19 protein-coding genes are annotated in these 25,164 nt (G+C 40.2%); 6 read left to right on the top strand and 13 right to left on the bottom strand.

Going from position 1 to position 25,164, the window contains the following annotated elements; genetic code table 11:
* Positions 1 to 52 precede the first annotated feature (52 nt).
* Together H6G59_RS19900 and H6G59_RS19895 are read left to right on the top strand one after the other, a co-directional pair.
* The gene (locus H6G59_RS19900) at positions 53 to 919 is read left to right on the top strand and encodes a sensor histidine kinase (protein ID WP_190717517.1); all 867 of its coding nucleotides are present in this window, start codon (positions 53 to 55) and stop codon (positions 917 to 919) included.
* Between the two features lie 310 nt (positions 920 to 1,229).
* On the top strand, positions 1,230 to 2,099 hold the full coding sequence (locus tag H6G59_RS19895) for a response regulator transcription factor (RefSeq protein WP_190717515.1): 870 nt from the start codon (positions 1,230 to 1,232) through the stop codon (positions 2,097 to 2,099).
* 193 nt (positions 2,100 to 2,292) lie between these two features.
* On the opposite strand, the gene H6G59_RS19890 is transcribed toward H6G59_RS19895, so the two are convergent.
* From H6G59_RS19890 to rsmA, 3 genes are all read right to left on the bottom strand, one after another.
* Entirely contained in the window at positions 2,293 to 2,616 is a 324-nt protein-coding gene (locus tag H6G59_RS19890) for a DUF3082 domain-containing protein (protein WP_190717514.1), read from the bottom strand.
* Positions 2,613 to 3,560 carry a 4-(cytidine 5'-diphospho)-2-C-methyl-D-erythritol kinase gene (ispE, locus tag H6G59_RS19885; protein WP_190717512.1) on the bottom strand — a complete coding sequence of 316 codons (948 nt, stop codon included), beginning with the start codon at positions 3,558 to 3,560 and terminating at the stop codon, positions 2,613 to 2,615. Before ispE ends, H6G59_RS19890 begins: the two co-directional genes overlap by 4 nt.
* A gap of 158 nt (positions 3,561 to 3,718) precedes the next feature.
* Positions 3,719 to 4,525 carry a 16S rRNA (adenine(1518)-N(6)/adenine(1519)-N(6))-dimethyltransferase RsmA gene (gene rsmA / locus H6G59_RS19880; RefSeq protein ID WP_190717510.1) on the bottom strand — a complete coding sequence of 269 codons (807 nt, stop codon included), beginning with the start codon at positions 4,523 to 4,525 and terminating at the stop codon, positions 3,719 to 3,721.
* 220 nt (positions 4,526 to 4,745) lie between these two features.
* On the opposite strand from rsmA, the gene H6G59_RS19875 reads away from it, so the two are divergent.
* The gene (locus H6G59_RS19875) at positions 4,746 to 4,931 is read left to right on the top strand and encodes a hypothetical protein (protein ID WP_190717507.1); all 186 of its coding nucleotides are present in this window, start codon (positions 4,746 to 4,748) and stop codon (positions 4,929 to 4,931) included.
* 112 nt (positions 4,932 to 5,043) lie between these two features.
* Here H6G59_RS19875 and H6G59_RS19870 read toward each other — a convergent pair whose 3' ends face one another.
* Entirely contained in the window at positions 5,044 to 6,132 is a 1,089-nt protein-coding gene (locus H6G59_RS19870; protein WP_190717643.1) for a hypothetical protein, read from the bottom strand.
* 1 nt (position 6,133) lies between these two features.
* Between H6G59_RS19870 and H6G59_RS19865 the strand changes: the two genes are divergently transcribed.
* Positions 6,134 to 6,289, top strand: a complete 156-nt coding sequence (locus H6G59_RS19865) for a hypothetical protein (RefSeq protein ID WP_190717505.1) — start codon at positions 6,134 to 6,136, stop codon at positions 6,287 to 6,289.
* A 31-nt stretch (positions 6,290 to 6,320) separates the two neighbouring features.
* Here H6G59_RS19865 and H6G59_RS19860 read toward each other — a convergent pair whose 3' ends face one another.
* From H6G59_RS19860 to H6G59_RS19840, 5 genes are all read right to left on the bottom strand, one after another.
* Positions 6,321 to 9,746 (bottom strand): acetate and sugar kinases/Hsc70/actin family protein, encoded by a 3,426-nt coding sequence (locus H6G59_RS19860; protein ID WP_190717503.1) that lies wholly within the window; start codon positions 9,744 to 9,746, stop codon positions 6,321 to 6,323.
* Between the two features lie 57 nt (positions 9,747 to 9,803).
* Positions 9,804 to 9,944, bottom strand: coding sequence for a hypothetical protein (locus H6G59_RS19855; protein WP_190717501.1), 141 nt, complete (start codon positions 9,942 to 9,944; stop codon positions 9,804 to 9,806).
* 39 nt (positions 9,945 to 9,983) lie between these two features.
* Positions 9,984 to 12,542, bottom strand: a complete 2,559-nt coding sequence (locus H6G59_RS19850; protein ID WP_190717498.1) for a dynamin family protein — start codon at positions 12,540 to 12,542, stop codon at positions 9,984 to 9,986.
* A gap of 156 nt (positions 12,543 to 12,698) precedes the next feature.
* Positions 12,699 to 18,536: a trifunctional serine/threonine-protein kinase/ATP-binding protein/sensor histidine kinase gene (locus tag H6G59_RS19845; RefSeq protein ID WP_190717496.1), complete on the bottom strand. Its 5,838-nt coding sequence runs from the start codon at positions 18,534 to 18,536 to the stop codon at positions 12,699 to 12,701.
* 379 nt (positions 18,537 to 18,915) lie between these two features.
* Entirely contained in the window at positions 18,916 to 19,884 is a 969-nt protein-coding gene (locus tag H6G59_RS19840) for a putative 2-dehydropantoate 2-reductase (RefSeq protein WP_190717494.1), read from the bottom strand.
* A 120-nt stretch (positions 19,885 to 20,004) separates the two neighbouring features.
* Between H6G59_RS19840 and H6G59_RS19835 the strand changes: the two genes are divergently transcribed.
* Both H6G59_RS19835 and H6G59_RS19830 read left to right on the top strand, forming a co-directional pair.
* Positions 20,005 to 20,406 (top strand): fasciclin domain-containing protein, encoded by a 402-nt coding sequence (locus H6G59_RS19835; RefSeq protein WP_190717493.1) that lies wholly within the window; start codon positions 20,005 to 20,007, stop codon positions 20,404 to 20,406.
* A gap of 182 nt (positions 20,407 to 20,588) precedes the next feature.
* Positions 20,589 to 20,918, top strand: a complete 330-nt coding sequence (locus H6G59_RS19830; RefSeq protein WP_190717491.1) for a hypothetical protein — start codon at positions 20,589 to 20,591, stop codon at positions 20,916 to 20,918.
* A 169-nt stretch (positions 20,919 to 21,087) separates the two neighbouring features.
* Here H6G59_RS19830 and H6G59_RS19825 read toward each other — a convergent pair whose 3' ends face one another.
* From H6G59_RS19825 to H6G59_RS19810, 4 genes are all read right to left on the bottom strand, one after another.
* Positions 21,088 to 21,294, bottom strand: coding sequence for a hypothetical protein (locus H6G59_RS19825; protein ID WP_190717489.1), 207 nt, complete (start codon positions 21,292 to 21,294; stop codon positions 21,088 to 21,090).
* A gap of 846 nt (positions 21,295 to 22,140) precedes the next feature.
* Positions 22,141 to 22,818, bottom strand: coding sequence for an HAD family hydrolase (locus tag H6G59_RS19820; RefSeq protein ID WP_190717487.1), 678 nt, complete (start codon positions 22,816 to 22,818; stop codon positions 22,141 to 22,143).
* 82 nt (positions 22,819 to 22,900) lie between these two features.
* Positions 22,901 to 23,986, bottom strand: a complete 1,086-nt coding sequence (hppD, locus tag H6G59_RS19815; RefSeq protein ID WP_190717485.1) for a 4-hydroxyphenylpyruvate dioxygenase — start codon at positions 23,984 to 23,986, stop codon at positions 22,901 to 22,903.
* 92 nt (positions 23,987 to 24,078) lie between these two features.
* Positions 24,079 to 24,783, bottom strand: a complete 705-nt coding sequence (locus H6G59_RS19810) for an SDR family oxidoreductase (protein WP_190717483.1) — start codon at positions 24,781 to 24,783, stop codon at positions 24,079 to 24,081.
* Positions 24,784 to 25,164: the final 381 nt, after the last annotated feature.

The raw sequence follows: 25,164 nt of genomic DNA, 5'->3' as shown, positions 1-25,164 counted from the left end.
CAAAACTAAACAATTAAGGCAATGTGAAAAAACCAATTGTGAATATCAGGAGATGAAGATACTGACTAAGGACGGTACAGAGAAATGGATAGCTTGTGCTGTATCTCAGTTAGATGGTAACCTAGATGTTGACGGTAAAAAATTTGAAGTGATTATCGGTATTGAAATCACCAATTACAAATATGCAGAGTCAGAATTATATGAGGCTTTAGAACAAGCAAAACAACTCAGCGAATTCAGAGCGCATTTTGTTTCTATTATCTGTCACCAATTTCGTACACCATTAAACGTTGTGTATTTTTCTAATAGCTTAATCCAGCGACATATCCATCAATGGACAGGGGATAAAATACGACCATTCCTGGAACATATTCAAATAGCAGTCGAACAAATAAACCAAATTTTGGATGATGTTCTATCCTTAGTTAAAACAGAATCAGCAAAAATAAATGTAGATCAAAAACCAATTAGTTTGCTTCAGTTCTGCGAGGAGTTGCTGGCAAAAAGACTGCTGAAAGATAGCCATAACTCTATTAATTTCTACAGTCGAGGTGATTGCTCAACAGCATGGATTGATAAAAAATTTTTGGATATGATTTTGACTAATTTGCTTGATAATGCAATTAAATATTCTCCAATTGACAGCACAGTAGATTTAATACTTGATTGTGAGGAGGGAAAAGTGGTCTTTCAGATTCGAGATCAAGGAATTGGCATTACTGAAGAAGATCAAAAAAGACTATTTGAGCCATTTTATCGAGGTAGTAATATTGATAATATTCCTGGTACAGGACTAGGTTTATCGATTGTTAAAACTCTTGTAGATTTACATCACGGAGAAGTCACATGGGTGACTAAAGTTGGTGTAGGCACAACATTTACTGTGATGCTGCCATCAGTTCCCTATTCAGAGGTTTGATTTTTCATCAATAACTGTGTTCTCTATTCCCTATATGTTTCCGAAAAGGACTGCTATACAGCAGAATTCAGGAGACGCTTCGCAGACCTCCGGTTCAGGAGGAGGCAGTGCGGTGGACGGGTTCCCCGGCATAAAGCAACTGCCGTTCAGGAGTAAAACTGGCGAATGTGTCTAGGTTTCAACTTAGATTCTGTACCTCATTGATCTGCAATCTGCTATATTCTCAAATCCACCTTAATTGTGTCTCGGCTTAATCATCAGCGAAGAGTTTAGTAATCATTCCCTTTGAAAACTTTATATTGGTTACAAAATGATACGCGAATCGTCGAAAAAAATTCTTGTGATTGAAGATGATGCACCTACCCGTGATCTCTTCTTAAAAGGTATTGAGGCTGAAGGCTTTGTGGCGATAGGAGCGGAAAATGGTCTGGTTGGTATCCAACAAGTACAAGAACATTTACCAGATTTGGTGATTTGCGATCTGATGATGTCAGGTATGGATGGTTACACTGTTGTTACTAAGCTGCGTCAAGATTATGTCACAGCTGTTATTCCGTTCATTTTTCTCACAGCTAGTAACACGATGGCATCTATGAGAAAAGCGATGGATTTGGGCGCAGATGACTATCTTACCAAGCCTTTGACAGTTAATCATTTGCTCAAAGCGATCGCAATCCGACTAGAAAAGCAAGCACTCCTTAGATACTCTTATGCTGCTAACTTTCATCAAGCCCCAGAATTGTCAGATGGTTCATTAAATTCTGAGTTCATCTTTCCGCCTGTTACCCACCTCAAAGAAGTTTTCGACTATATTGAAGCTAATTATCACAAAGGGATCACATTGTCTGATGTGGCACAAGCTGTTGGTTATTCCTCGGCTTACTTAACTACCCAAGTAGGTAAAGAAACGGGAGAGACTGTGAATGTCTGGATTGTTAAGCGCCGCATGGCAGCTGCTTGTACTTTACTGAAAAATACTAATCAGACTATTGAAGAAATTGCGACACAACTCGGCTATCAAACGGCTTGTCATTTCTCCCGCCAGTTTCGCCAATATCACAACTTAGCTCCAACAATTTGGAGAAAACAAAATCAATTTGGGCAAATTCCCAAAACTGCAAAGCTACAAGTCATCAAAAACCGCTCATCATGGGTAAATGATTTACCGTTAAGTAGTTGATCATATCAAAAAAACTCTCCGTGTCACCGTGTCACCATGTCTCCATGTGTCTGTGTGTCTGTGTCCCCGCGTCACCGTGTCTCCCTGTCTCCGTGTGTCTGTGTCCCCGCGTCTCCCCATCCCCGTGTCTCCGCGTCCCCGCGTCTCCGTGTCCCCGCGTCTCCCCATCCCCGTGTCTCCGCGTCAGACTTAATTAACTGTTTCTAGGCTTTGTCAATTGCTGTAATAATAGTTGTACCGCCAAAGCTAATAAACCAAGCGCCACGATTCCGAATATCCCAGTTCCTAAAGCGATTACACCTACAACTAAGGTACGGACAGCAGAACCAATATTCACTACCATGGGGTTATCTGAATGGATAGGTTTGCTGGCAAAAGTTGTAGCGATCGCTATCATCAAGGAATACATGGCAAATCCAAATCCTCCTGACATAGCCGCACCCATGATACAGCGTAGGGGAGTCGGTGGTACTTGGGCGTTAGTATCTGCGGAAGGGGTGATATTTGGTTCATTCATGATGCGATTTTAATTCCATGTGTAATTGTCCGAGTCACAAATAATTCTAAATCTTGATCAGGAATTGCTTCTCGGATTTTTAATTTGACAATTTCTGCTTGTTCTGCCGATTCTACAATAGCAAATACTGAAGGGCCAGAACCAGACATCATTGTGCCTAAAACCCCTGGTTGAGTGGCAAATAATTCGCGTAGATGCAAAACTTGAGGATAAGCTGGCAAGACTACCTTTTCTAAATCATTGTGCAGTTTTTGGGCGATTTCTACGGTATTTTTATTGACAATAGCTTTGACTATTTCTCCCGAATGGACTGCATTAGCACGATCTGCTAAATTGGCGGTATCTCTAATGTAAGTACTACCAAATTCTTGACGATAGGTGTTGTATGCCCAAGGAGTAGAAACTTCTAAACTCCGGTATTTGGCCAAGACTATGTGGATGTGATCTAAACTTGGTAAAGGAGAGAGTTGTTCACCTCTGCCTGTAGCGATCGCAGTTCCCCCAGAAATACAAAATGGCACATCAGAACCTAGGGTAGCGCCTAATTCTTCTAATTCGGCAAAAGTTAGTCCCAGGTTCCAGAGTAAATCTATCCCCACCAACACCGCTGCTGCATTTGTGGAACCACCAGCCAAACCCGCTGCTACAGGAATTCGCTTCTTTATAGTAATGTCAATACCGCCAAAGTTTCTATACGCGTCGGCAAACTTTGTCGCCATTAGCGCGGCGGCTCGGTATGCTAAATTACTATTATCTGTCGGTACTTGTGGGTGGTTGCAGTGAACGCGAATCGTCTCTGTGCTGGCAGATTGGATATCAATTTGGTCTGCTAGGTCGATGCTTTGCAGTATCATTGCTAACTCATGATATCTATCAGGGCGGTCGCCGATGATTTCCAAATATAAGTTGATTTTGGCAGGTGCAATTAAACTATAAGAACGCATATTAGTTATTAGTTAACAGTAACCAGTTATCATTTATAGCAGTTGCCAGGTAGGTTAGGACATAAAGTATGTTAGTACATAAATTTGTCATTAAACCCATACACCAAAAGACTTTCAAGCTTTTTTACTGTTAAGAGTTCCCTGTTCCCTGTTCCCTGCTATAACTGATTTGTGAGTGACACCCATTGTTCAACGCTGAGGTCTTCGGCGCGTACTTGGGGATTTATTCCTAATTGTTCCAGTAATTGAGTCAATTGCTCGCGGTCAATTACCGATTGCAAATTATTTCTTAACATTTTTCGCTTAGACCCAAACCCTAATTTCAGCAGATTTTCCAACTTTTTGGGATCATGGGCGGGAATTTCAATTTGACGAGGACGCAATCGCACTACTGCGGAATCGACCTTTGGTGGTGGTTCAAATGCAGCAGCGGGGACTGTGCAAATTAACTCACAATTAGCCAAATACTGTACCCGGACTGACAAAGCCCCAAAAGTCCTGGAGCCAGGTTTAGCATATAATCTTTCGGCGACTTCTTTTTGTACCAGTAGGACAATAGAATCGAATGGTTCTGGGTTCGGGTGAGCGATCGTACCGAGTAATTTTTCAATAATTGGCCCTGTAATATTGTAGGGAATATTGGCAACAACTTTATTTTGCTTTTGGAAATTGGGAAAAGCAGACAGTTGAGATGATACATCTAGAGTCAGAAAATCCCCTTGCAGCAGTAAAAAATTTTCCCTCTGACCTAGTTGTTTGACAAGTAATTTGCACAAATCGCGGTCAATTTCCACAGCGACTAGGGATTTAACTAGGGGTAACAACCGCCGAGTCAGAATTCCAGTACCAGGGCCAATTTCCAAAATGCGATCGCTACTTTTACACTCTGCTGCCTTGACAATTGCGTCGAGTGCCTTTTCACTTTTTAACCAATGTTGAGCAAATTGCTTGCGCGGTTGAATCATCTATATTTGTTTCTCCATCTGCTTTTTAGCATTTTCTATCAACTCCGTATTTTGATCTTGACATTAATTAATTACATCTCACTTAAATATCAACTTTAGACATTTTTCTAAATGCATTTTTCTACTTATAGAAACATAAGTGAGCCTAACTATAGCAAGATAGCTAGGTTTTGAGGATGTATCAAAATAGAGTAGCATAAGTCTTGACAGGGATAAAAATATGAGATCCTTCGCACGGTTGACTTTAGTTGCATTTTTGGGGACTGCTACCTTGGCCGCAATACCTCAAGATTCTCAAGCTATGAATACACCACAAACTTTATTTGCCTCGCCAACCCCCTCACCTGTAACTTCGCCTTCACCGGCTCCTCGTACACCTCGTCCTACACCTCCGCGTATGCAGTAAAGCAGGGGGCGGGGGGCAGCTGACAGGTGACAGCTAATTCTTAATTTTCTCCGCGTCTTCCTCTCCCCGCGTCCCACAGTCTCCGCGTCTCCCCCTCCCCGCGTTTTCCTTTTTACCGTAAAGACCGAAATAGAACCCGCCCCGGATTTTCTTCGTGATTAATTCGCGCATACACTCGCAGACAAGTTAAAACTTCTCCTGGTGTACCGCCACAATCTAATTGGATGTCATCTTTGGAAAAAGTACAATTATCAGCATACAGTCCTGATAATTGTTTAATGCGGATATCATGTCCTGCTTTAATGGCTTTATTCGCAACTTTTTTGAGGATACGTCGTGATTCTTGTTGTAACTTCCCCCACCAGGAATAACGCTCGGCTGGGGGAATAAATACTAAGGAATGGATAGCTTCATCCATGTCAATCCAAGCACGTAGATTGAAGATAGGGTCAGTATTTTCCTCAGCTTTTTCGGTACGTTGCAAGCGATCGCTCAATGCTTCAAGATAGAGATGGCGCTGTTCTGGGTTGGTGTGTAAAGAAACCACATCAAAACTAAACACGCTCTTCAAAGCATGATGTAAATTTGGTTCTATCTCAATACATTTAATATATAAAAGTATAAACCCAGCTAATAACTGTAAATCACAGGTTGGATAAATCCGGGTTATCTCTGTTTTCAAAAGTGCTTTTTGAGATAAACATAGCCCTTTAGCTTGAACAGTTCCACTCAATCCAGGATAAATTAACTCATCACGAATAAATGGCAATTCATCAAGATTTTGATTGTCTTCAACCGCGCCAACTTCTTGCGCCATTTCCCCAGCCAACTGTCTCCAAGATGTAGCTAAATCTTCAGGAACTCGCAGCAAATAGCGTTGAATTTCATTCCACAAGTCAGCATCTGTTTGGCTTTGTAAAGGAGAATTTCCTAGATAAAAATTTAGTTCTGAGTCAGAATTAAAAGCTTTTTGCAAATGAATTAATTTTAATCCTCTACTATCCTCAACTTGTGCAAATGGTATCGGTCGTAAAAGTTCATAAAGTTCTTGCAAAACCTGATCACATAACTCAATTCCTGGGTCTTGTGAATATTCCTCTCGCGCCTGATTTAGTGCCGCTTCTAATCCATATAAACCAAATCGTAGCACTTGGGCTAATTCTGAATTTTCTATTTCTATTAATTGACGTAAATGCTGCATCATGAGGCTGAGAAATAGTGAATTTGCATTGCAGGGGAGATGGGGAGATGGGGAGATGGGGAGATGGGGGGACGCGGGGACACGGAGATGGGGAGATGGGGAGATGGGGAGATGGGGAGATGGAGGGACGCGGGGACGCGGAGAAAATCAAGAATAACTTAATTACGAATTACGAATTACGAATTACTTTAATGTATTCCGCAAAAAGGATCGCGTTCTTTATCAACTTCATTGGGTTGTAATTCCAATTCTGCACGATAAACACATCCTTCTTGTTGGAGACATTCTTGATTGTGTGATGTCCAGTAGGGAACTTCACCCGCGTGCATTCGCAATATACCTTTGTTGTCGAGAGTAATATGATATTGACAGGGGTAATCTGTAGTAATATCTGGCTTACTCAGTGAACCAATGCGTATCCATTTTTTTGTATTAGTTTCACTATCTGTTTGGTAAACATAGAAAGTGTGTTGTCCACTTTGAGGGAAAGGTGGTAAAGCATTACTAATTAAACCTTTGCCCGGTTCTGTCACACCATCTTGTAAATAGTGAAATGTTTCTAGTCGTTTATTTTCATTATTATCAACTGCAAATACTAAATGATAGGCATTTGGTAGATCAACCGTTGCTGACTCTAAAACATTGATAGCAATATCACCATCATTTAAGTCTTTATAGTAACCTTCAACGGCAATATTCCACTTTAATTTACCATCAGCGAATAGATCTGATGTTTCTAAATCTTTTGATATAGCTGAATTGACATCAATACCAGCAACATCTATTAAATAATGTGGATTTCCTTGACATAGCAAAACGCTAAATTGTAATGTTTGGTCAATTTCAAATTGGACTTTAATTTGTTTGAGAAACTGTGCTTCTTCCATGCCTAGTTTCTCCATTAAAGTTTTTCCATCAAAGCTACCCCAGAGACGTAAATCGCCATCTTCATAGTCTTGACGATAGATAATATTTGTTAATTGTATACCTTGCCAATGAGTACGAACTTTAGCGACGCTTTCCCATGCAGCAAGTTGATAGAGTTCTTGTCCAGCGTTAAATATTCCTAACAATTCGTTACTTTGGGTTTTACGTTTGAAGTTACAAGGTAAATAATAAAATAGGTTTTTAACATCTATTTCTAACTGGTTTGCGCCTTTACGCAGTAGACTTTTTGATTCTTCAGGATCAAATCTTAATCGGCGTAATTTTTCAGCATAACAAGCACCAGCAGAGGTCGCGAGTTTGGTAAATTCTAAAACAAACGTAATTCGTTCTGGGTTCCAAACAAAATAGGGAGATTTGCTAAATTCTTGGTAAATTTGATTTTGTACCAAGTCAAGATTGCAAGTTTTGCCAGAGAGAATTAACCAATCTACTTTTTGACTATCTCCAGAATCTAAGCGACTTTCCATTAGTCCTTTTGCAATTCCAATTGCTTCTTTAATTGGCGAAACTGCACTGCGTTCAAATTGCTGACTGTCTATAGTTAGAGAAATAGCATCAGGAATGATCACTTGAAACTTAACTCCACTTTGGGCTAGTAGTTCACTAATTTGTTGTTCAGAAAGAGTAAAAACAAATAAAGAACCGTCACCGGGTGGTTTTTGTCCTAATTTAAGTTTAGCCGCTTCGGCATGATCCCAAAGTGTGTAAAATGTTTGTAGGCGTTGGGGTGCTTGTTGCCAGCGGGTAGGTAATACTTTTTCGGCTGTATCTAAAGCATCTTTGAATGCAACGTCACCTTCAGGATTTTCTTTATCTACACATTTCAATAAACTTCCAGGTTTAAAATTACCTTCTTCTAAAAAGCGTTCATTTAATTCAGAGTTAATTAGGTCATCTAATTTATCGCTTTCGATGTCTCCATTAGTTAATGCTGTTAAAAGAAAATCAGCCAGGGCAATTTTTAAAAGCCGGAAAATTCGCAAAGTAATTAATTCACCACCTAATTGTAAATGTCCTGAAGAACCTAATAATTTAGGAGTTAGTTTATAATAACGTCCGCCTAAACCTCGGTCTTCATTATCAGCAAAAAATGGAGTTTTATCTTCTAATGTTAGTTCAATTAAAGCTAAATCTGTAGTCCCACCGCCGATATCCAAAACTAAAACATTTTGTGACCATTTATTGCCATTTTGGCGACAGCGAGTTTTAAAAGATTCAATTCCAATATTTAAATTTCCCCCAAATTCTCGCCATAAAAAGAATATGGCTACAGAAACAGCTTCATCATAGGCTGTTTGCACATCATCAATTCCCAATTGTTCTACCAGTTGTTTAACTTCTTTGCGAACTACTGGAGGTGCGACTGTCGGGTATGTGACAACTGCTGTTAATAAATCTCCCTCAGAAAATCTGCGTCTAGCGCGTTGGCGATAATCTTCAGTTAATTCGATCAAATGCGCCCAAGCAGCTTGAATTAGTTGATTAACTTGAATATTTTCTTCTTCCCCGTCTATGATTACCGGGAAAGTACGATTTTGACCAAAGTAGCGTTTCGGAGAGTGGTGAAATCGGCTAATAATTTCTTTAACAGAAGTAGTTGTACCTTGCGGGTTTGTCTTTGACGCACCGTATGCGATCGCTTTTTTTCTATTATCTCTGGCTTCTCTACCCATTCCCAACTTTAATGGCGCTAGTTGCAATACTTCCATTTCACTGGGAATTTCTGTATCTCGTCTGTCAATATCTAAAACTATAGGAATTAAGTTCTGTGATTCTAAAGTCGGGACACGGAAGACTTCATGATAGATTTGATAAAGTTTTTTACTGACAGCACGACGAAATCGGTCACTGTTTCCTAGACATAATTCGATTTGGCGAATAGCTTCTAAAAATTGCTCTTTGTTATCACTTTCAAAAACTTCACTTAACTGTTCTGGTTCAATTTCTAAATTTTTGCTAATATTAGCAATAAACTTTTCCCATTCACCCACACTCACTTCAGGTAAAGCAGAAGTAACAGGAGAATTTAACCAATCTGCTAAACGTTGACGTAATCGGAGTTCTTGTTCTCGTGGTAAAATTTCCGCAATTGGAACTTCAATAGGATCGAAAAGTGTAACTGTAGAATTAGAAGTCCCAAAATCTAAAGCAAACCAACCAGGAAATCTTTTTTTAGATTTTTCGTTCAATTTTTCACTCAATTGCTGACTTAATTTATTTAGATAGGTATCTAATTCAAAAGGGTTCATTGGCGTATCCATTGCTATTGTTTGAAAATCTGGTGAAAACCAAAGATTACAGGAAACACTCAGATGCTTGCGGATAGATAAAATTGGATTTCCGGTAGCATTAGAGTCAAAATACTCAACAATTACCTGTAAAGTACAGTTTACTACTTCTGTGATGGGTTCCTCTAACTGATAGGGATATTGGCCTAGTTGACATAAGTTAGAGATTTTTTTAGGTGTAGCCGAGTTAAAGTGTTTATATTTTTGTTGAATTTCTGCGGCTAGTTTCGTTGGCGTACCTCTGACGGTGCAGATAATACGAGAAATATGCGGGATATTGCTATTAGCTGCCACAATTTGAATAGCAGGTAAATCCAAACTTTTATTGTCTTTAACACGCAGTTGATAACGAGGTGGAAGGCTAATTTCCACAGGCATTATGTAGGTTCCTTATTATTGAAGAAGACACGGGGACACGGGGACACGGAGACGCTCTTACACCCCATGTCTAAAGCCAGGGGATTCCAGCAAGGAATGTCTTTTTTCTTCTCCACCACTCAAGTCGGGGGCTGGAAACCATTTACGTCGAACGTCGGACACAGGCGACTCTCCGCGTCCTCTTCGGTCATTGGTCATGATTTATTGGGAAAATTATCTCTTCTGCAACCCCGCCTATTAAAGATACTCATAGGTATCACTTTCCTTAATTTCGGCAATACCTGAAAGAATCTGTAACCAAGTGGGAATTGCTAATTCTGGAGGTGCGTCTCCTGCTGCAATATATCGGAGTAATTCTTCTTTTTTAGATAGATTTTGTAAACTGGGAATAATTTGATCCAAAATCCCTTCTAATTCGGCATTAACTTGCTGATTTACTTCGCTGACATATTGGACAAGATGAAGACTGGCGCTGGCTGTGATTTCATCTCGCAGACGTAAAACAAACATTTGATGATTTGCAGAACGAGGTGAATTTTGGTTTTTTTCTGGCGACCAATCAAAAATTTGCCCAATGTTGTGTTTCTCATCTCGTCGCGCTAGGGGAAACATCATTTCTGGTGAAATCGCTTTATCTTGGCTGTTGATTTCTAAGATAATTGCTTCTTTCCATTGATTAGGGTCGCATCCTAAGAGGAGTTTATAAAATAAGTCTGCTGCTTCTACTCCAAACCTTTCTTCAATAACTGGTTCTATTTCTGGCTTGAGAATTGCCTGTAAATTTTCCCGTTCTAAAACTACTTGACTGGCTAATTTACCTAACAAGTCTACCACTGCCTGACGAATGCGATCGCGGGCAAAATCTTCCAGTTCTTTAATGGTCTTTTCAAATTCTGGATAAAAGTCATCACTCTTGGTAGGTAAGGAATTATTAATCCTATTTCCTCTGTCAAATAATTTCCCCGCCGCACCTTTAGATTCTGCTAAAGCAATTTTCCCATTTTGGGATTTATTAAATAGTAAAGTCCACTGACTCCAATTGAGAATTCGATAAGTCAATTCGTCTTTAATGACATCGCTGACAACAACTCCCCGCCGATCTTTGAGTGGTTCTTTCCCCAAATCTTTTTGAAAGTTTCTGTAAGCTTTATCTAAACTTTCAATTCCTAACCGCAATTCAACTAAAGCCGGATTATCAACTGTGGGAATACCTTGTTCGTGAATTTCTTCAATGATATCTTTTAGCTGTTCTTGTTGCTGACGCACTACATCAGCCGCCCTCCGAGTATCTTCATATAATTGCTTTAAACCATGTGTGGCAACATGATTTTGAATCAATTCTCGCAGTTTACTAATACCGCCATCTTGGGCAAAATAACCTAACTGTCTACCTAGATTATTCCGCGTCTCAGTTGTTAACAACCGTTCGCTTAATTTACCCCATTTTTGTTGTATTCGCTTCGACCGTTCTAGATAATCAGGATAATCTAAATTAGCAATAAACTCTTCTGACCCTGCTTTAACTGTTGTCGAACGTTTTGCTAGTTCAGCTAATCCTAACAATGGAGATAATAAAACGATGCGGTCTTTTTGGCTAGTAAAAGCTTCCGCCCCATCAATCATAGTTTGTAGAACTTTCAGTTTTTGGAAAACTATATCTGTCTGCAAAGGTTGAGAATTGGGATGATCTTCAATTAAAAAATCCAGTATTCTTTCGCCACCTTCACTATCCAGAGGTAATTGGTCAAAACGTCCCACACCGACAAGAATTAAATCTTTTAAATCTTGTCCTGGTCGTTGCTGCTGCATCATCGTGAAGATTTTATTAGCGCGATCGCTTCCCGGTGATTTACCATTGAGCAACACCAGAATCGTCTGTACCTGTGCCAATTCCCGCAGTGACAAAAAGGTATCCCTTGCACCGGAATTCGCCGCCCCCAAGCCGGGAAAATCTAACAGTACAAATTCCTCAGCACCATTTACATCCCAAATTTCCTGTGATATTTTCACATCAATATCAACACGGCGAATCAAGAGAAAGCTATTTTGTAATAATTGCGTTTGTAGTCTTTGGGGCGCACTTGGTAAACGGATATGGGCTGGAGGTAAATCCTCAAATTTGAGAGTTTGGATAGCCATGGGCATTTCCGTTAGTTGTAATCCCTCATGGGCTGTAGCAGCATCAATGTGATAATGACTACCACATAAAGCCTCACCATAAGCTTGATAAGCCCGCAGAAATAACACTAACTCTCGCAGCAAATAGCGTAACTCTAAATTACTTGAGCTTTTCCATGCTTCCTCACACCAGATAGAAATATCTTTGCCTGTTTTGATTTTGGAGACTTGTAACGGTGGTAGTCCGGCGGCGGTAGCGCGGCGGTTTGCTTCCCCCAACATGAAGTGCAAACACTCATTCACACCTTCATGAGATAAATATTCAACCGTGTAATTATCTATTTTGGTGGTAACAAAGCCATCCTGGGGCTGAATATGAATGGCAGTAACGTTCCCAGTTGTGGGATTTTCGCTGACGGGTAAAGCATCTGCATAACCAATCAGACTACCCAGTAGTAAACTTTTCCCGCTACTAAATTCACCCATAACGCCGATTTTTACGGGTGAGGTAGCCAGTTCTACAGTTTTCTGTGCAGCCTCCCGCAGGCGCATTAAACAATCATCGAGGCTAGTAGGAACCCAATCTTCTTGTTGGGAAGGACGTTGGGGTACTGAGTCAATTTTCCTGAGGATAAATTCACCGTACTCTTTAAACCGGGCCAGCTTGTCTGGTTCCATAGAGTAGTCGTCTGCCTTAGTTCATTTTCTGTGAGGGTTATAACACAAAAAATGTAAATCACCACTCTTCTTGCAACAATCTGAACTCATTTACCGGAAAAAAAGCTGGATTTATAGGAATTTTATGAACATATGGTTTGCAAAATCTCCAAAAAGTTAACCTGGAATTTCAGCCAGAATGGGTAAGGTAATGACAAATTCAGATCCCTCACCGAGTGTAGAATTCACAAAAAGCGAACCGTTGTGTTTTTCCACTATAATTTGCTGGGCGATTGCTAATCCTAATCCTGTGCCTTTACCAACAGCTTTTGTAGTAAATAAATGGTCAAATATTTTTGATATTACTTGTTCACTCATCCCTTTACCATTATCAGCAATGGCAATTTTAACTAGATTAGTTTCTACTGAAGTTGTAATTATAATGCGGTTAGGACTAGCTTTAATTCCTTCAAAGTTGCTTCCATGATTAGATTCATCCAAGGCATCAATAGCATTTGCCAGTAGATTCATAAATACCTGATTTAATTGACCAGGAAAACATTCTACTTGAGGTAAATTACCGTATTTTTTCACAACTTCAATAGCAGGACGGTGTTGATTTGCCTTAAGGCGATGTTTCAAAATTAAAATTGTGCTATCAATACCTTGATGAATGTTAAATGGCACTTTGTAATCTTGATCGGCACGAGAGAAAGTACGTAAACTGGTGCTGATGTTTTTGAGCCTGTCGCACGCTATAGACATAGAATCAATTATCTTGGGCAAGTCTGATAAGCTATAATCCAAATCAATTTCTTTAGCGTGGTCTATAATTTCATCGGCTGGATTTGGTAGATTTTGTTGATAGAGTTTCAAGTGTTCAACAATATCAGCGATAGTAGGTTTAGCTTGTGTGAGACTAGCAGCAATAAAACCGAGGGGATTATTCATTTCGTGAGCGACACCAGCAACTAAGTTACCCAGTGCAGACATTTTGTCACTTTGCACTATTTGTAATTGGGCATTTTGCAGTTCTTGCTCTGCTCGTTTACGTTCGCTAATATCCAAAAATAATCCATCCCAAACCATAGAGCCATCGGCAAATCTTTGGATTTGAGATTCCCCATGAATCCACTTGATAATCCCTGATGGGGTGATAATTCGCCCTTCCCAGTGCCAGGAAGATTCGGTTTGAATGGTGTGAGTTTGGGACTGCCGAAAACTTGCGATGTCATCTGGATGCACCATATCTGTCAAAAACTGCCAATTGGACATGGCTTGCTCTGGGGTAATTTCCAGCAAGCTGTAACAATTGGCACTGATGTAGCTCAACGATATAAACCCATCGGCACTCATGCCATATTGAAAAACTACCCCAGGCACATTGTCTACTAGCTTATGGAAGCGAGAGTTACTCGCACTCAACTCATTGAGCGATCGCTCTAGTTGTTGGGAATACTCTAGCGATCGCTCATACAATCGAGCATTTTCCAAAGAAATCGCCGCTTGAGCGCAAAGTAAATTTAGCAATTCCACGCGATCGCTTGTAAATGCTCCCGTTGCTAGATTATTTTCTAGATACAAAATGCCCCTCAATTTCCCTTGATGCAAAATCGGACTGCACAAAATACTCTTGGGCTGCTGACGGATGATGTATGGATCGTTGGCTAAGGTGCGATCGGCACTTGCATTCACCAGCACAGCAGTTTGCTTGTCATGCAAGACTTTGTAAATCAGTCTGTGGGGAATGTCCTGGCTATCTTCAATGGGAATACGCTGCAAGACAACTGGCTTTGAACCTGTGGTAATTGACCCTTTGATTAACAGGCGATCGTCTCGCATAAGCATGAACACGCATTTATCAGCCCCCGCATTTTCGATGACGATGGTCATCAACGATGAAAGTAGATTTTCCAGTTCGATTTCAGCGGAAATAGTATGAGAAGCTTTGAGAATAGTAGCTAAATCTAAAGCCAGAGAAACATTACTACTGGATATGGCCGAACTAGTGGAGGTGACACTACCCAATGTAAACAGAGTTTCGTGAGTGGAGAGAGGAGAACGGGTTTGCTCTAATATAGGTCTAAGTAGTTGCGGATAGCGAGCTTCTAGATCAGCGACTTTGGCTTTTGCACCCCAACGAGAATATGCGTAATAGGCTGCAACCATGTATTCCCCGGCTATGCGCTCTTTGCCCCAATCTAGGTAGAATTTTGCTGCCAGTTCGTTAGCAAGTGCTTCTTCTTGGGTATATTCGTTAGCTTTGGCTAGAGTTATCGCCTTGTCGTAAAACTCAATTGCTTCGGCTTTTTGTCCTAACACTCGACATTTTTCTGCCGCTACCAAATCAACCTTATGTTGATAATTCATGGGTGCATGATCCGCCCATTGCTGTAAAAGAGTTTGATTTTCTATGACACCCTGCAATGCTTCTGATATTTCATCTAACTGTGGATTTAATTGTGCCAAAGTTAGCAGAGAATCATAAAGATAAAATACTGGTTCGCTGACTAATCCCGCACCAGCCATAAAATAGCGCCTGACTTCACTAGCATGATTTTTCGCTGGCTCAATTTCTCCAAACAAGAAACAAAGCATTAATTTATATAAATAGAAAATATACAATCCATATCCATCATTGGCGGATTGTAGCTGCGGTCGAAATTCTGTTTCCTCAAGGGCTTTTCCAGACAAAAGGGTGGTATGTTCTGCAACACCCAGCAGATTTAAAACCGGTTGCCAATAAATCCGACAATAATTTGCGGTTGTCAATTGATTTATTTGCATCAAACTATGGCAGTAGGCGCAAATATCCTGCTCTAAGGTAGCCAGGGGTTGATTGCACCAAAAAGAATTGAGACAAAAACTGTGGCCATTGTACCCAGCAAGTACCAGGTTGCCAAATTCTAACGCACTGGTGTAACCTTCTTGCAAGAGGGGTAGTGTTTCTTGAATGTGAGAGTTGCGGTGTACAATAAACAACCCCGATAGCATCAAAACATCTGTTTTACTTGCTTTGGCATCGAGTTTTGAGATAATTTGGAGTGCCAGGGAACCAAACTGCGTTCCTGTATCCACGATTTGAAAGAAATTGCAAAGAATATTGCCATAGTTCGCATAGCCGTAAGTAGAAGTCGATGTGTTACCGTACTGAATCGAGAGTTTAACGGACAAAGTATTCAGCAATGGGAACAACGCTGAACCAGTGAGGTAAGCTGCTGGGCTAATGATACTGGCAATCTTCAGAATAGCGAGTTTTTCGGCATCTCGCATCTGAGGCAAGTTAATCAAATCGGCAATTTGCCTATCTCCAATCAGTTCCTCAATCTCTTGGATTTCTTGTTGCAAATCTGATGGTGTGGGTGTTTCAGGAAAAGTGGCACCAAGCTGTTGTAAGACTGGTTGAGCAAGTGCGATCGCGTCAGTGAGTTTACCCTGAGAGATATTTGCTTGAATTCTAATGCAGTAAACATTAACCTTTTCTAGTAAGGAATGTGCCTGTTGAATAACAGTATCAATGAATTGTTCCATTGCCTCAAAGTTACCGTTTAGCAGTGCTACTTCTGCCGCTAATTCATGCAAGGTGAGGGTCATTTCATATTGCTGCTGCCAAGTATTTTCTGCCAACAAAGACAATCCCACTGTCGCATATTCACGCGCTGCTTGATAGGCAGTTGAAGTTTTAGCTTTGCGACAGGCAATTAAATTGAGTTGGGCTAATTCTTCTCGTTGAGTTGGTTGGGTAATTAAAGCAGTTCCGTGATTTAATTGATTGACGATTTCAAAAATCCGGTCAACTCTAGCTTGTGCGGAAATCTGTTGTAGAAGCAGTTGTCCGATTTGGTAATGAGTCGTTTGTTTTTGGTCATCGGGAATTAGGGAATAGGCTGCTTGTTGAACGCGATCGTGTAAAAATTTATAAGAAACTGTCATTTGTCCATTGTCATTGGTCATTTGTTTTTGACTATCTACTAATGACAGATGACTAATGACTAATGACTCTTGTTGATAAAACTTATAAATATCACCAATTGGTAAAATCAAACCTTCTTGCAATGCTTTCCATAAATTGGCTGCGGTTTCTACTTCTGAGTGTTCTGAAACAATTGCTAATGTTGTGAGATCGAACTGATTGCCAATGCAAGCGGCTAACTTCAGAATATTCTGGGTTGCTAAGGGTAACTTCTCTAACTGCAACGCCATAAATTCTACAACATCATCGGTCAAGGCTTGTTGATTAATCTGGGACAGATCGCATTGCCAACAGCCTAACTCCAAGTTAAATTGAATGAGATTTTCTTCATGTAGGGCTTTGAGAAATTGGGTGGCGAAAAATGGGTTGCCTTTAGTTTTTTGATAGACTAATTGGGAAAAGGGTAATGCCAAATTTTCCGTACTTTTTAGGGTATCAGCGACTAATTGATTGATTTGGGATTGACTCAGGGGTGTTAAAGTAATAGTATTAATAGTTGCTTGGTTTTTTTGAATTTCACTCAAAGTCAACATTAATGGATGTCCCGGATCTACTTCATTATCACGGTATGCACCAATTAATAAAAGATGATTTGTATCAGCCATTAATAACTGGATTAATTTCAGTGATGCTGAATCTGCCCATTGTAAATCATCAAGGAACATTACTAAGGGATGTTCTGCACTGGTCAAGACTTGAGTGAATTTTTGAAATAATAAATTAAATCTATTTTGTGCCGCAGTTCCTGATAATTCTACTGCTGGTGGTTGTTCGCCAATGATTTTTTCTAATTCGGGAATGACTTCAATAATTACCTGTCCATTTTCGCCAACTGCTGATAATATTTGATTTTTCCATTGCTGAATTTGAACGTCACTTTCTGATAGCAATTGCCCCATTAAATCCCGAAATGCTTGCACAAATGCACTGAAGGGAATATTCCGTTGAAATTGGTCATATTTCCCTTTGATAAAATAGCCGCGTTGACGCACAATCGGTTTATGAACTTCGTTGACAACCGCAGTTTTCCCAATTCCCGAAAACCCGGCTACCAACATCATTTCTGTTGCATCAAGGCTAACTCTTTCAAATGCTTGGAGTAGGGTTGATACTTCAGCTTCTCGTCCATAGAGTTTATCAGGGATGATGAAGCGATCGCACACATCCCGTTTCCCAATCTCAAAGCCCTCAATTATACCATTAACTTGTAGCTGATGTAAACAATTTTCTAAATCAAACTTCAATCCCAACGCACTCTGATATCTATCTTCAGCATTTTTTGCCATCAATTTACTGACAATCGCTGAGATTACAGACGGGATTTGTGGGTTAATTTCATGTACTAGGGGTGGAAGTTTCGCAATATGAGAATGCACCAACTCCATCGGATCATTTGATCGAAATGGCAAAACTCCAGTGAGTAATTCGTAGAAAGTTACACCGACTGAATAGAAGTCAGTGCGGTAGTCAATCCCCCGATTCATCCTTCCTGTTTGTTCTGGAGAGATATAAGCAAGTGTTCCTTCTAACACATTGGGATTGATTAGTGTTTGTGTTTCCCGTGGCAGTAAAGATGCAATACTAAAGTCGATTAATTTAACTTGTTTGGTTTCGGGATTAATTAAAATATTCCTAGGTTTGATATCTTTATGAATAATCCGCTCGCAGTAAAGTATATCTAAGGCCTTGCAGAGTGCGATCGCTATTTCCAAAAACTCCATTAAAGATTCGACCCTTCCCCCCACTACCCACTCTTGAAGAGAAATCCCTCCAAAATCTTCCATCACCAGCGCATAACCGTTCTGATAGGCTTGGAGGCTATAGGTTTGGATAATTAGGGGGGAGTTGAGATTTTTAGCAATGGTGTACTGATTGCGAAATGACAAGAGTTCGCCAAAAGTTGGATAAGGATTTTTCAGCAGTTTAATCACCACTGGTAAGAAGTCAGTCTCTCTAACCCCTCGATAAACCAGGGTTCTTAAACCATTGTATAGTTCTTCAGTGATGCTATAACCGGGAATACTGACAAGAGTGCTAACCATGCTGCTCAATTTTTAATTGTGTGGGCAGGGAGGGAAGAAGTATATAGACGTGTAATTATTCTTGCAAGCGTAGACTGCGCCAAAAAAAATCAAATAGGAGTCCTATATAATGTATTACAAATAGATAATTGATCACTATACTTAAATACACTTAAACGCCAAACACCCAGGATAGGCATCCGCCCATGCAGTAGCAGAAGCTACTAGTAATTCGTGACCTGAATCCAGATAAAATTGCATTCGGAATGTCATATCCAAGTGTAGCCGCTCTTGACCACATGGGTTTTGCCTGTATAGCCGCGATTTATAATCGCCCAGACAAGTATGAATTTAGGCTTTTCAAACATCTTCATTACGGCATAACCTGCATTCGGCACTATTACGTTGGCGGTAGCTTGCCGTAGGCACTATTACGAATTATTCTCGTATCCAAAAACTTCAACTGCTGATATAAACAGCGAATTTGCGGTAAATTTACACCAGCAGTTTCGGCTTTTCGTAATGGGTTGCCAAAAATTGCTTCTACTTCTAAAGGACGAATTTCATCAAAATCAATTTTCATGCTGGTACGATAGGGCTTCATCTTGATAGTGTAAGAAAGCATTGTTTGAATAAAGCTTTCAGGAACTACACGCCCTGTACTTTTCGCCCCTAATGCTACTTCATACATTAATTGTTCAACTAACTGGCGAGTGTGAACATCTGCCATTAATTCATCGGTTCTAGCGTTGAGAATTACAGATAATCCGTTGTAGGGAATATTCCAAACTAGTTTTTTCCAACGTCCTAACAGTAAATCTTCTGCTAGTTCTATTGATATCCCCGCATTTTGAAAATCCTCAGCAATTTGCTGCATTTTTTCTGTAATTCCTGCGGCCTGATAGTTGGATTTATATTCACCTAAGGTAATTTGTCCGTAGTCTAAATGCCGAATATGTCCTGGGGCAACTTTGTTGGAACAAAGAAAACATAACCCACCAATAATTCTCACATTTCCGACAATTTGAGCAATTTCTTCTTCTATGCCCAGTCCATTCTGCAATACCAACACCACTCCATCATCCTTGATCACTGGTGGTAATATGTGCGGTAGCAAGTGGTTTTGTGTCGTTTTTAGCGCTACTATTACTACATCACAGCCGGGCATTTTTTCTACATCACTGTAGGCAAGAACTTGGGGGAGGGTAAAGTCACCGTCTTTAGACTCTATGACTAAACCATGTTGACTTACCTCTAAGTAGTCGCTTTTGAGCAAAAAGTGGACTTCATTACCTGCTTTTTGCAGTTTAGCGCCATAAAACCCGCCTAATGCACCAGTTCCCAAAATTGCGTAGGTAATATCGCCCATTTCATCTATAAACAAATCTTAAGAAAATCATCAGAGGATATTGTACCAGGATTTTTTTTAATAAAAGTTAAACATGATTTACTATTCTTTAGAACTTTTGGCAGATACGAGGTGACATCAATGGCGGATATTGTTGATATTGCAGTTAGTAATGATTCGTTTAAAACTTTGGTGGCAGCTGTCCAAGCTGCTGGTTTAGTGGAAACATTAAAAAGTCCTGGTCCATTCACTGTGTTTGCACCGACTGATGATGCTTTTGCTAAGTTACCCCCAGGCACAATTACAACTTTATTACAAAATATTCCTCAGTTAGCACGGATTTTAACCTACCATGTGGTTCCCGGAAAGCTGACCCAGGCTGATTTAGCGAAATTAGGTACGGTTACTTCTGTGGAAGGTTCCCCCATAAAAATTAATTGTGATGATGGTTTTGAAGTGAAAAATGCCACAGTTTTAGCAGCAGATATTGTCGCTGATAATGGTGTAATTCACGTTATCGATACTGTAATTTTGATGGGTTAATTCAGCTATGGTGGGCATTGTCCACCATATCTGTTATAAATCTTAGTCAGGTGAATTCTTATGAATTCTTTAAAATATGTAAAAAAATGATGTGAGTAATCACTTTCATGATAATCTAAGTGTAGTTAAATAAATAAAAAAGTTAAAATTAATAATAAGCTAATCTTACCTAACACAAATTAATGCTTGATTTCCAAACTTTAGCTGAATTTTCTCGCACAAACTGTGCAGGTATTTGTTCATTCCTTGTACCTGCGAACGTACTCGCCACATTGTTAACACTTATCCTCACAGTCATAAACCGCCCCACAGTTCAAGTCTGGCAAGCTGTAGGATTTGCCAGTATGTTTGCTTTCATCATGATTATGCACGTTTACACTTGGTTTATAATTGGCGTGGTGATGTTACCAACTTATATTTTACTGGGTCTAGCAGTTACTTGTTTATTGACTAATGTAGCTGCAATTCTGTGGCGGATAAATTCTCAGCAATTAATTTATCGCTGGAAGTAGAAATTTTACAAACCGACAAGAGCAAAGCACTTCCTAAAGAAGAACGCCAAGAAATGCAATTTATTGAGTAAGTAGTACGTAAAAAAGGTGGAAGAGTAATCAAAATTACTCTTCCTGTTGATATGATTGGCTGTTAACTAACGGCTATTGTTTTTAATTGATGAGTTACTTACCACCAAGATTGAGATTTATGGTTGCTGTAGTTGTTGTATGAGCCACTGTGGGATTTGTGTTTGTGGTGATTATGGCAAGAGTGATGACCACCTCCAACAACAGATTGCAATTCCTGAGTAGCTAGTTCATCCAAAAAGCCGGCAGCATCATTAAATAGTTCATAACCAGCAGGAAGCAGTTTAGAAATTTGGATATTAGCCATGAGAATTCCTCCTTATATTTCTATGTGAGTTTTTTGTAACTCATTAGTAAGATTAAACTTGATTTCAAGTAATCTTATTTATCATGATTCCAAATAAAATCTCGTAAATCAAGACTTTGATCTCAATCACATAGACATAATTAATAGAGTTTTTTCTAGAAATTATTCCTAATATTCAACCTATAGAAATCATCAATGATATAGCAGATTGCAGATCAATGAGGTACAGAATCTAAATTGAAACCTAGACACCAAGCCTGTTTTACTCCTGAACCGGAGGTCTGCGAAGCGTCTCCTGACTCCTGAATTCTGCTGTATCTGCAAGATTTTAAGTTTTGTAGGGTGGCAATGCTAACTGTATCAAGGGTTTTGTGAGCGTTGTCCACACCCTAGGTGTAGTTAGGGCTTGCTGAGAAAGTCTTCTCGTGTTCGCGCAGCGTGACGTAAGTCATGGGCTTGGAGGCAGCTATGCTGGAGGCGATATGAAAACTTCTTTTCCATCTCTTGAACTCCACAAAAGTGCAAGGTTTTTCATCCTGTAGACACTATATCTTTGCACTTTTTTTCCTGTTTATCAGCCTCAAACCTTTGATTTATACGGGTCTTGGTTTTATTCAGCAACCCCTAGTTAAGAAATAAAATATTAATCCTCTAATACCGCTTTCTCGCCATTAAAAATCAAAAATTAACAACTAAAAAGCAGATTCAACAAGCTTTTGAGTAGAAAGGCACAAATAATTTACCGCCGTAACGGCTTGAATTCTGTCTAATATCATGTTCGGTTTGTAGATAGGACTAAAGTCCTTGAATAAGGGCTAAAGCCCTTACTACCAGCTAACTCTAATACTAAGAGAGAATTAAATCTACAGTGGCGCTCAAATTCTGAACTATTAAGTCTGGTTGGTAAAGTTCTAATTGGCTGCGATCGCGGATTCCACTTTCTACACCCATGACTTTAATACTATGTCTTTTCGCAGCGGTGATGTCGGCTTCTGTATCCCCCACCATCCAGGTATCACTAGCAGGGGGAAGTTCCGCTAATGCTTTGGCCATTAGTAGAGGTTTATCTTCAACATCACGGGTTTTTACATAGTCGTTACTGAGACAATAACGGCGATTTTCTGGAAAAAATCTACCTAAATTATATTTATTGAAAGCGTAGTCCAGTTCCCGCACCCGACGCATCGTCATCACTACCAAATCAATGCCGGCTTCTTGAACTTTGGTGAGGGCTGCTTCGGCTCCAGCAACAAGGGTATCATACTCAAAGTAAGGCTCTGTATGTACTGTTTGCTTGCGGAGAAGGGAAAATTGTTGTGCCTGTTCTGGGTCTAAACCTGATTTTAAGGCAATTTCTTTTTCAGGGGTGTGCGATCGCTTGAGTTGCCAAAATTCCGCTTTAGAAAGTTCTGTCACTACTTGATCAGCATATCGGGTTTTATCCAAGCACAATTGATAAACACGATAGTACCGCTCAGAAACATCCATAATCGGTCCGTCGAAATCAGTAATTAGTCTCAGCATTAGTAAATAATGGGAATTTTTATGAACATTATCTCAGTGATTGGTAATTGGGAAAAAGGTAATTGAATAACCAGTCCCCAGTCTACTGACTGACAAATCCGCGTTTAATTTGTTCGCTTTCAATGGCTTCAAATAAAGCCCGAAAGTTACCTTCGCCAAAACCTTGAGCTTGGGAACGGCGTTCAATAAACTCAAAGAAAAAAGTCGGCTCAGAAAAAATCGGCTGGGTGAAAATTTGCAATAGTAAAGCCCCTAAAGGAGCATCTTGTTGACAATCTACCAAAATTTCTTGTTGTGCGATCGCTTGCAGTTCTGAAGGTGACAGAGGAACCTCTAAACGCTTTTGTAGCTGAGTGTAATAAGTTTGGGGGACAGAGAGAAAAGATAAACCAGCCGCCCGAAAACGAGCGATCGCACTCACAAGATTAGGCGTGCGTAAAGCAATATGTTGAATTCCCGCCCCCCTGTTCACATCTAGAAACTCCTGAATTTGCGAATTAGGAGAAGCCGGCTCATTAATCGGTAACTGTACGCCACCGTTGGAGGAAATCATCACCTGACTCGACAAAGCAGAGCGATTGGTTTGAATTTTAAAACTTTGTTGGGGTTGAAAATCAAGAATATTTTCATACCAACTGACAGCAGCTTGTAAATTGCCGACTTCCACATTCAGAACTACATGATCAATAGCCGTAAAAACGTTGGGTGATTGAGGATTGGGGATTGGTGGAAGATTTCTCTCCCCATCCTTTATTTTTACGTCCTGTCTTTCCATCAAAGTATGCGTCAACCCACCCCAAGCCGCAATTTTGGCGAATTTGAAGGACACCTCATTTTGGACAGGTTGCAAGACTTTAGCACCGTTTGCAGAAGCTCTTGCTGTCACAGTTTCCACATCTGTCACCAGAAAAGCCACATCTGCCACACCAGGGGGGTGATGACGCAAAAACTCAGCTACCGGGCTGGTGAGTAACAATGGTGAAGACAGTAAAAAATAGACATTGCCATTTTTGACAACTTCCGTGCAAGTATGAAACGATTTCCCCCGATTAACAAGAGTAGGGAAAATTGAACTCACTACCGATTGAAACCCCAGACGCTTGACAAACCAATCTCGCCACCATTGGGCATCTTCTACATAAAAGTGAACGTGATCAATTTGGAGCATAATCTCTGAAAATCCAGCGCAACAGCTTATATACAGTCAATTGTGCCTTTTATACTAGATTTTCATGTATTCCCTCAGCCAGAATGGTGAACTTAGAAAAATAGGTGACTATCCGGTTGAATATTAATTTCCATTGGTACAGCCTGAGGTTCGGCAGATAACGCATAAAAAATGGCATTAGCAGCAGTTTCGCAACTGAGCATTTTTTTTCGGTCTACCTTTAAACTCACATTGTCCCAGAAAGAAGAATCTATGCCACCAAAATAGAACAGGGTGAACTTGACTCCAAAACGCTTGAGTTCCTCGGCCATACACTTGCTAAAACCAACAACGCCAAACTTAGAAGCAGAATAAGCCGCAGCCATTGACATCGAATGCTTTCCTAGAATTCCCACCACATTACAGATATGACCAGACTTACGTTTTTGCATCTCTTCAGCAGCAGCCTGAGTGGTGTAAAAACTGCCTTTTAAATTTAGATCCAGCATCCTATCTAAATCGGCTGGTTCTATACTGTTGTAAGGTTTGAGGATACCTGCACCAGCCGCATTTACCAAAACATCGATTTGACCAAACTGGGCAATAGTTGCTTGCATTAATGCCTTTACCTGTTGGGGTTGAGTAATGTCTGTGGGAACTGTTAAGACTTCCCCTGATAACTCCTCCGCCAATGTGGCTAAATTCACTGCATCTCTAGCTGCGAGTACCAATTTAGCTCCTGTGGGCGCAAGTTTACGAGTTAAGGCTGAACCAATACCGCCCGTAGCACCGACAATGACAACGACTTTATCCTGCATGACAATATTTACATTTCTTTACAAACTATTGTTTTTTAGTATAGCAACCGCCAAAGTGCTTAGGACATTAACTGTAGTGCTAACGCACGGCGTAAGCCATTAATCAAACCATTCAAATTGCATCCCCCCATCTCCCCATCCTCACAAGGGTAGGTATTTTACATTGTCGTGAGGGCTAGACTTGGTGGACAAGGAAGGACAGTGGACAAGGGAGGAAAACCGTACAAAATCATATTCTCTTGGTAACAAGAACAGTCCGTCAAAAGACCATTGTGCGTATAAAATCTTCCTTGTCTACTTTCCCTCCTTGTCTTCCTAGTCCTGCCTTAACAGATAATATTAAAAACCTACCCTTGTCAGATCTCCCCATCTCCCCATCTC

The sequence above is a fragment of the Anabaena lutea FACHB-196 genome (genome assembly GCF_014698305.1).
Taxonomy (GTDB): Bacteria; Cyanobacteriota; Cyanobacteriia; order Cyanobacteriales; family Nostocaceae; genus Anabaena; species Anabaena lutea.
The sequence above is the reverse complement of the archived record's forward strand: the minus strand, read 5'-3'. Positions and strand labels throughout refer to the sequence as shown.

Coding starts and splice junctions, on each gene's coding strand:
- H6G59_RS19845 (WP_190717496.1), bottom strand. CDS start 18,536: ATGGTTAGCACTCTTGTCAGTATTCCCGGTTATAGCATCACTGAAGAA.
- H6G59_RS19870 (WP_190717643.1), bottom strand. CDS start 6,132: ATGCAGCATTTACGTCAATTAATAGAAATAGAAAATTCAGAATTAGCC.
- H6G59_RS19830 (WP_190717491.1), top strand. CDS start 20,589: ATGCTTGATTTCCAAACTTTAGCTGAATTTTCTCGCACAAACTGTGCA.
- ispE (WP_190717512.1), bottom strand. CDS start 3,560: ATGCGTTCTTATAGTTTAATTGCACCTGCCAAAATCAACTTATATTTG.
- H6G59_RS19840 (WP_190717494.1), bottom strand. CDS start 19,884: ATGGGCGATATTACCTACGCAATTTTGGGAACTGGTGCATTAGGCGGG.
- H6G59_RS19895 (WP_190717515.1), top strand. CDS start 1,230: ATGATACGCGAATCGTCGAAAAAAATTCTTGTGATTGAAGATGATGCA.
- H6G59_RS19900 (WP_190717517.1), top strand. CDS start 53: ATGAAGATACTGACTAAGGACGGTACAGAGAAATGGATAGCTTGTGCT.
- H6G59_RS19855 (WP_190717501.1), bottom strand. CDS start 9,944: ATGACCAATGACCGAAGAGGACGCGGAGAGTCGCCTGTGTCCGACGTT.
- H6G59_RS19820 (WP_190717487.1), bottom strand. CDS start 22,818: ATGCTGAGACTAATTACTGATTTCGACGGACCGATTATGGATGTTTCT.
- H6G59_RS19810 (WP_190717483.1), bottom strand. CDS start 24,783: ATGCAGGATAAAGTCGTTGTCATTGTCGGTGCTACGGGCGGTATTGGT.
- H6G59_RS19850 (WP_190717498.1), bottom strand. CDS start 12,542: ATGGAACCAGACAAGCTGGCCCGGTTTAAAGAGTACGGTGAATTTATC.
- H6G59_RS19825 (WP_190717489.1), bottom strand. CDS start 21,294: ATGGCTAATATCCAAATTTCTAAACTGCTTCCTGCTGGTTATGAACTA.
- rsmA (WP_190717510.1), bottom strand. CDS start 4,525: ATGATTCAACCGCGCAAGCAATTTGCTCAACATTGGTTAAAAAGTGAA.
- H6G59_RS19875 (WP_190717507.1), top strand. CDS start 4,746: ATGAGATCCTTCGCACGGTTGACTTTAGTTGCATTTTTGGGGACTGCT.
- H6G59_RS19865 (WP_190717505.1), top strand. CDS start 6,134: ATGAGGCTGAGAAATAGTGAATTTGCATTGCAGGGGAGATGGGGAGAT.
- hppD (WP_190717485.1), bottom strand. CDS start 23,986: ATGCTCCAAATTGATCACGTTCACTTTTATGTAGAAGATGCCCAATGG.
- H6G59_RS19890 (WP_190717514.1), bottom strand. CDS start 2,616: ATGAATGAACCAAATATCACCCCTTCCGCAGATACTAACGCCCAAGTA.
- H6G59_RS19835 (WP_190717493.1), top strand. CDS start 20,005: ATGGCGGATATTGTTGATATTGCAGTTAGTAATGATTCGTTTAAAACT.
- H6G59_RS19860 (WP_190717503.1), bottom strand. CDS start 9,746: ATGCCTGTGGAAATTAGCCTTCCACCTCGTTATCAACTGCGTGTTAAA.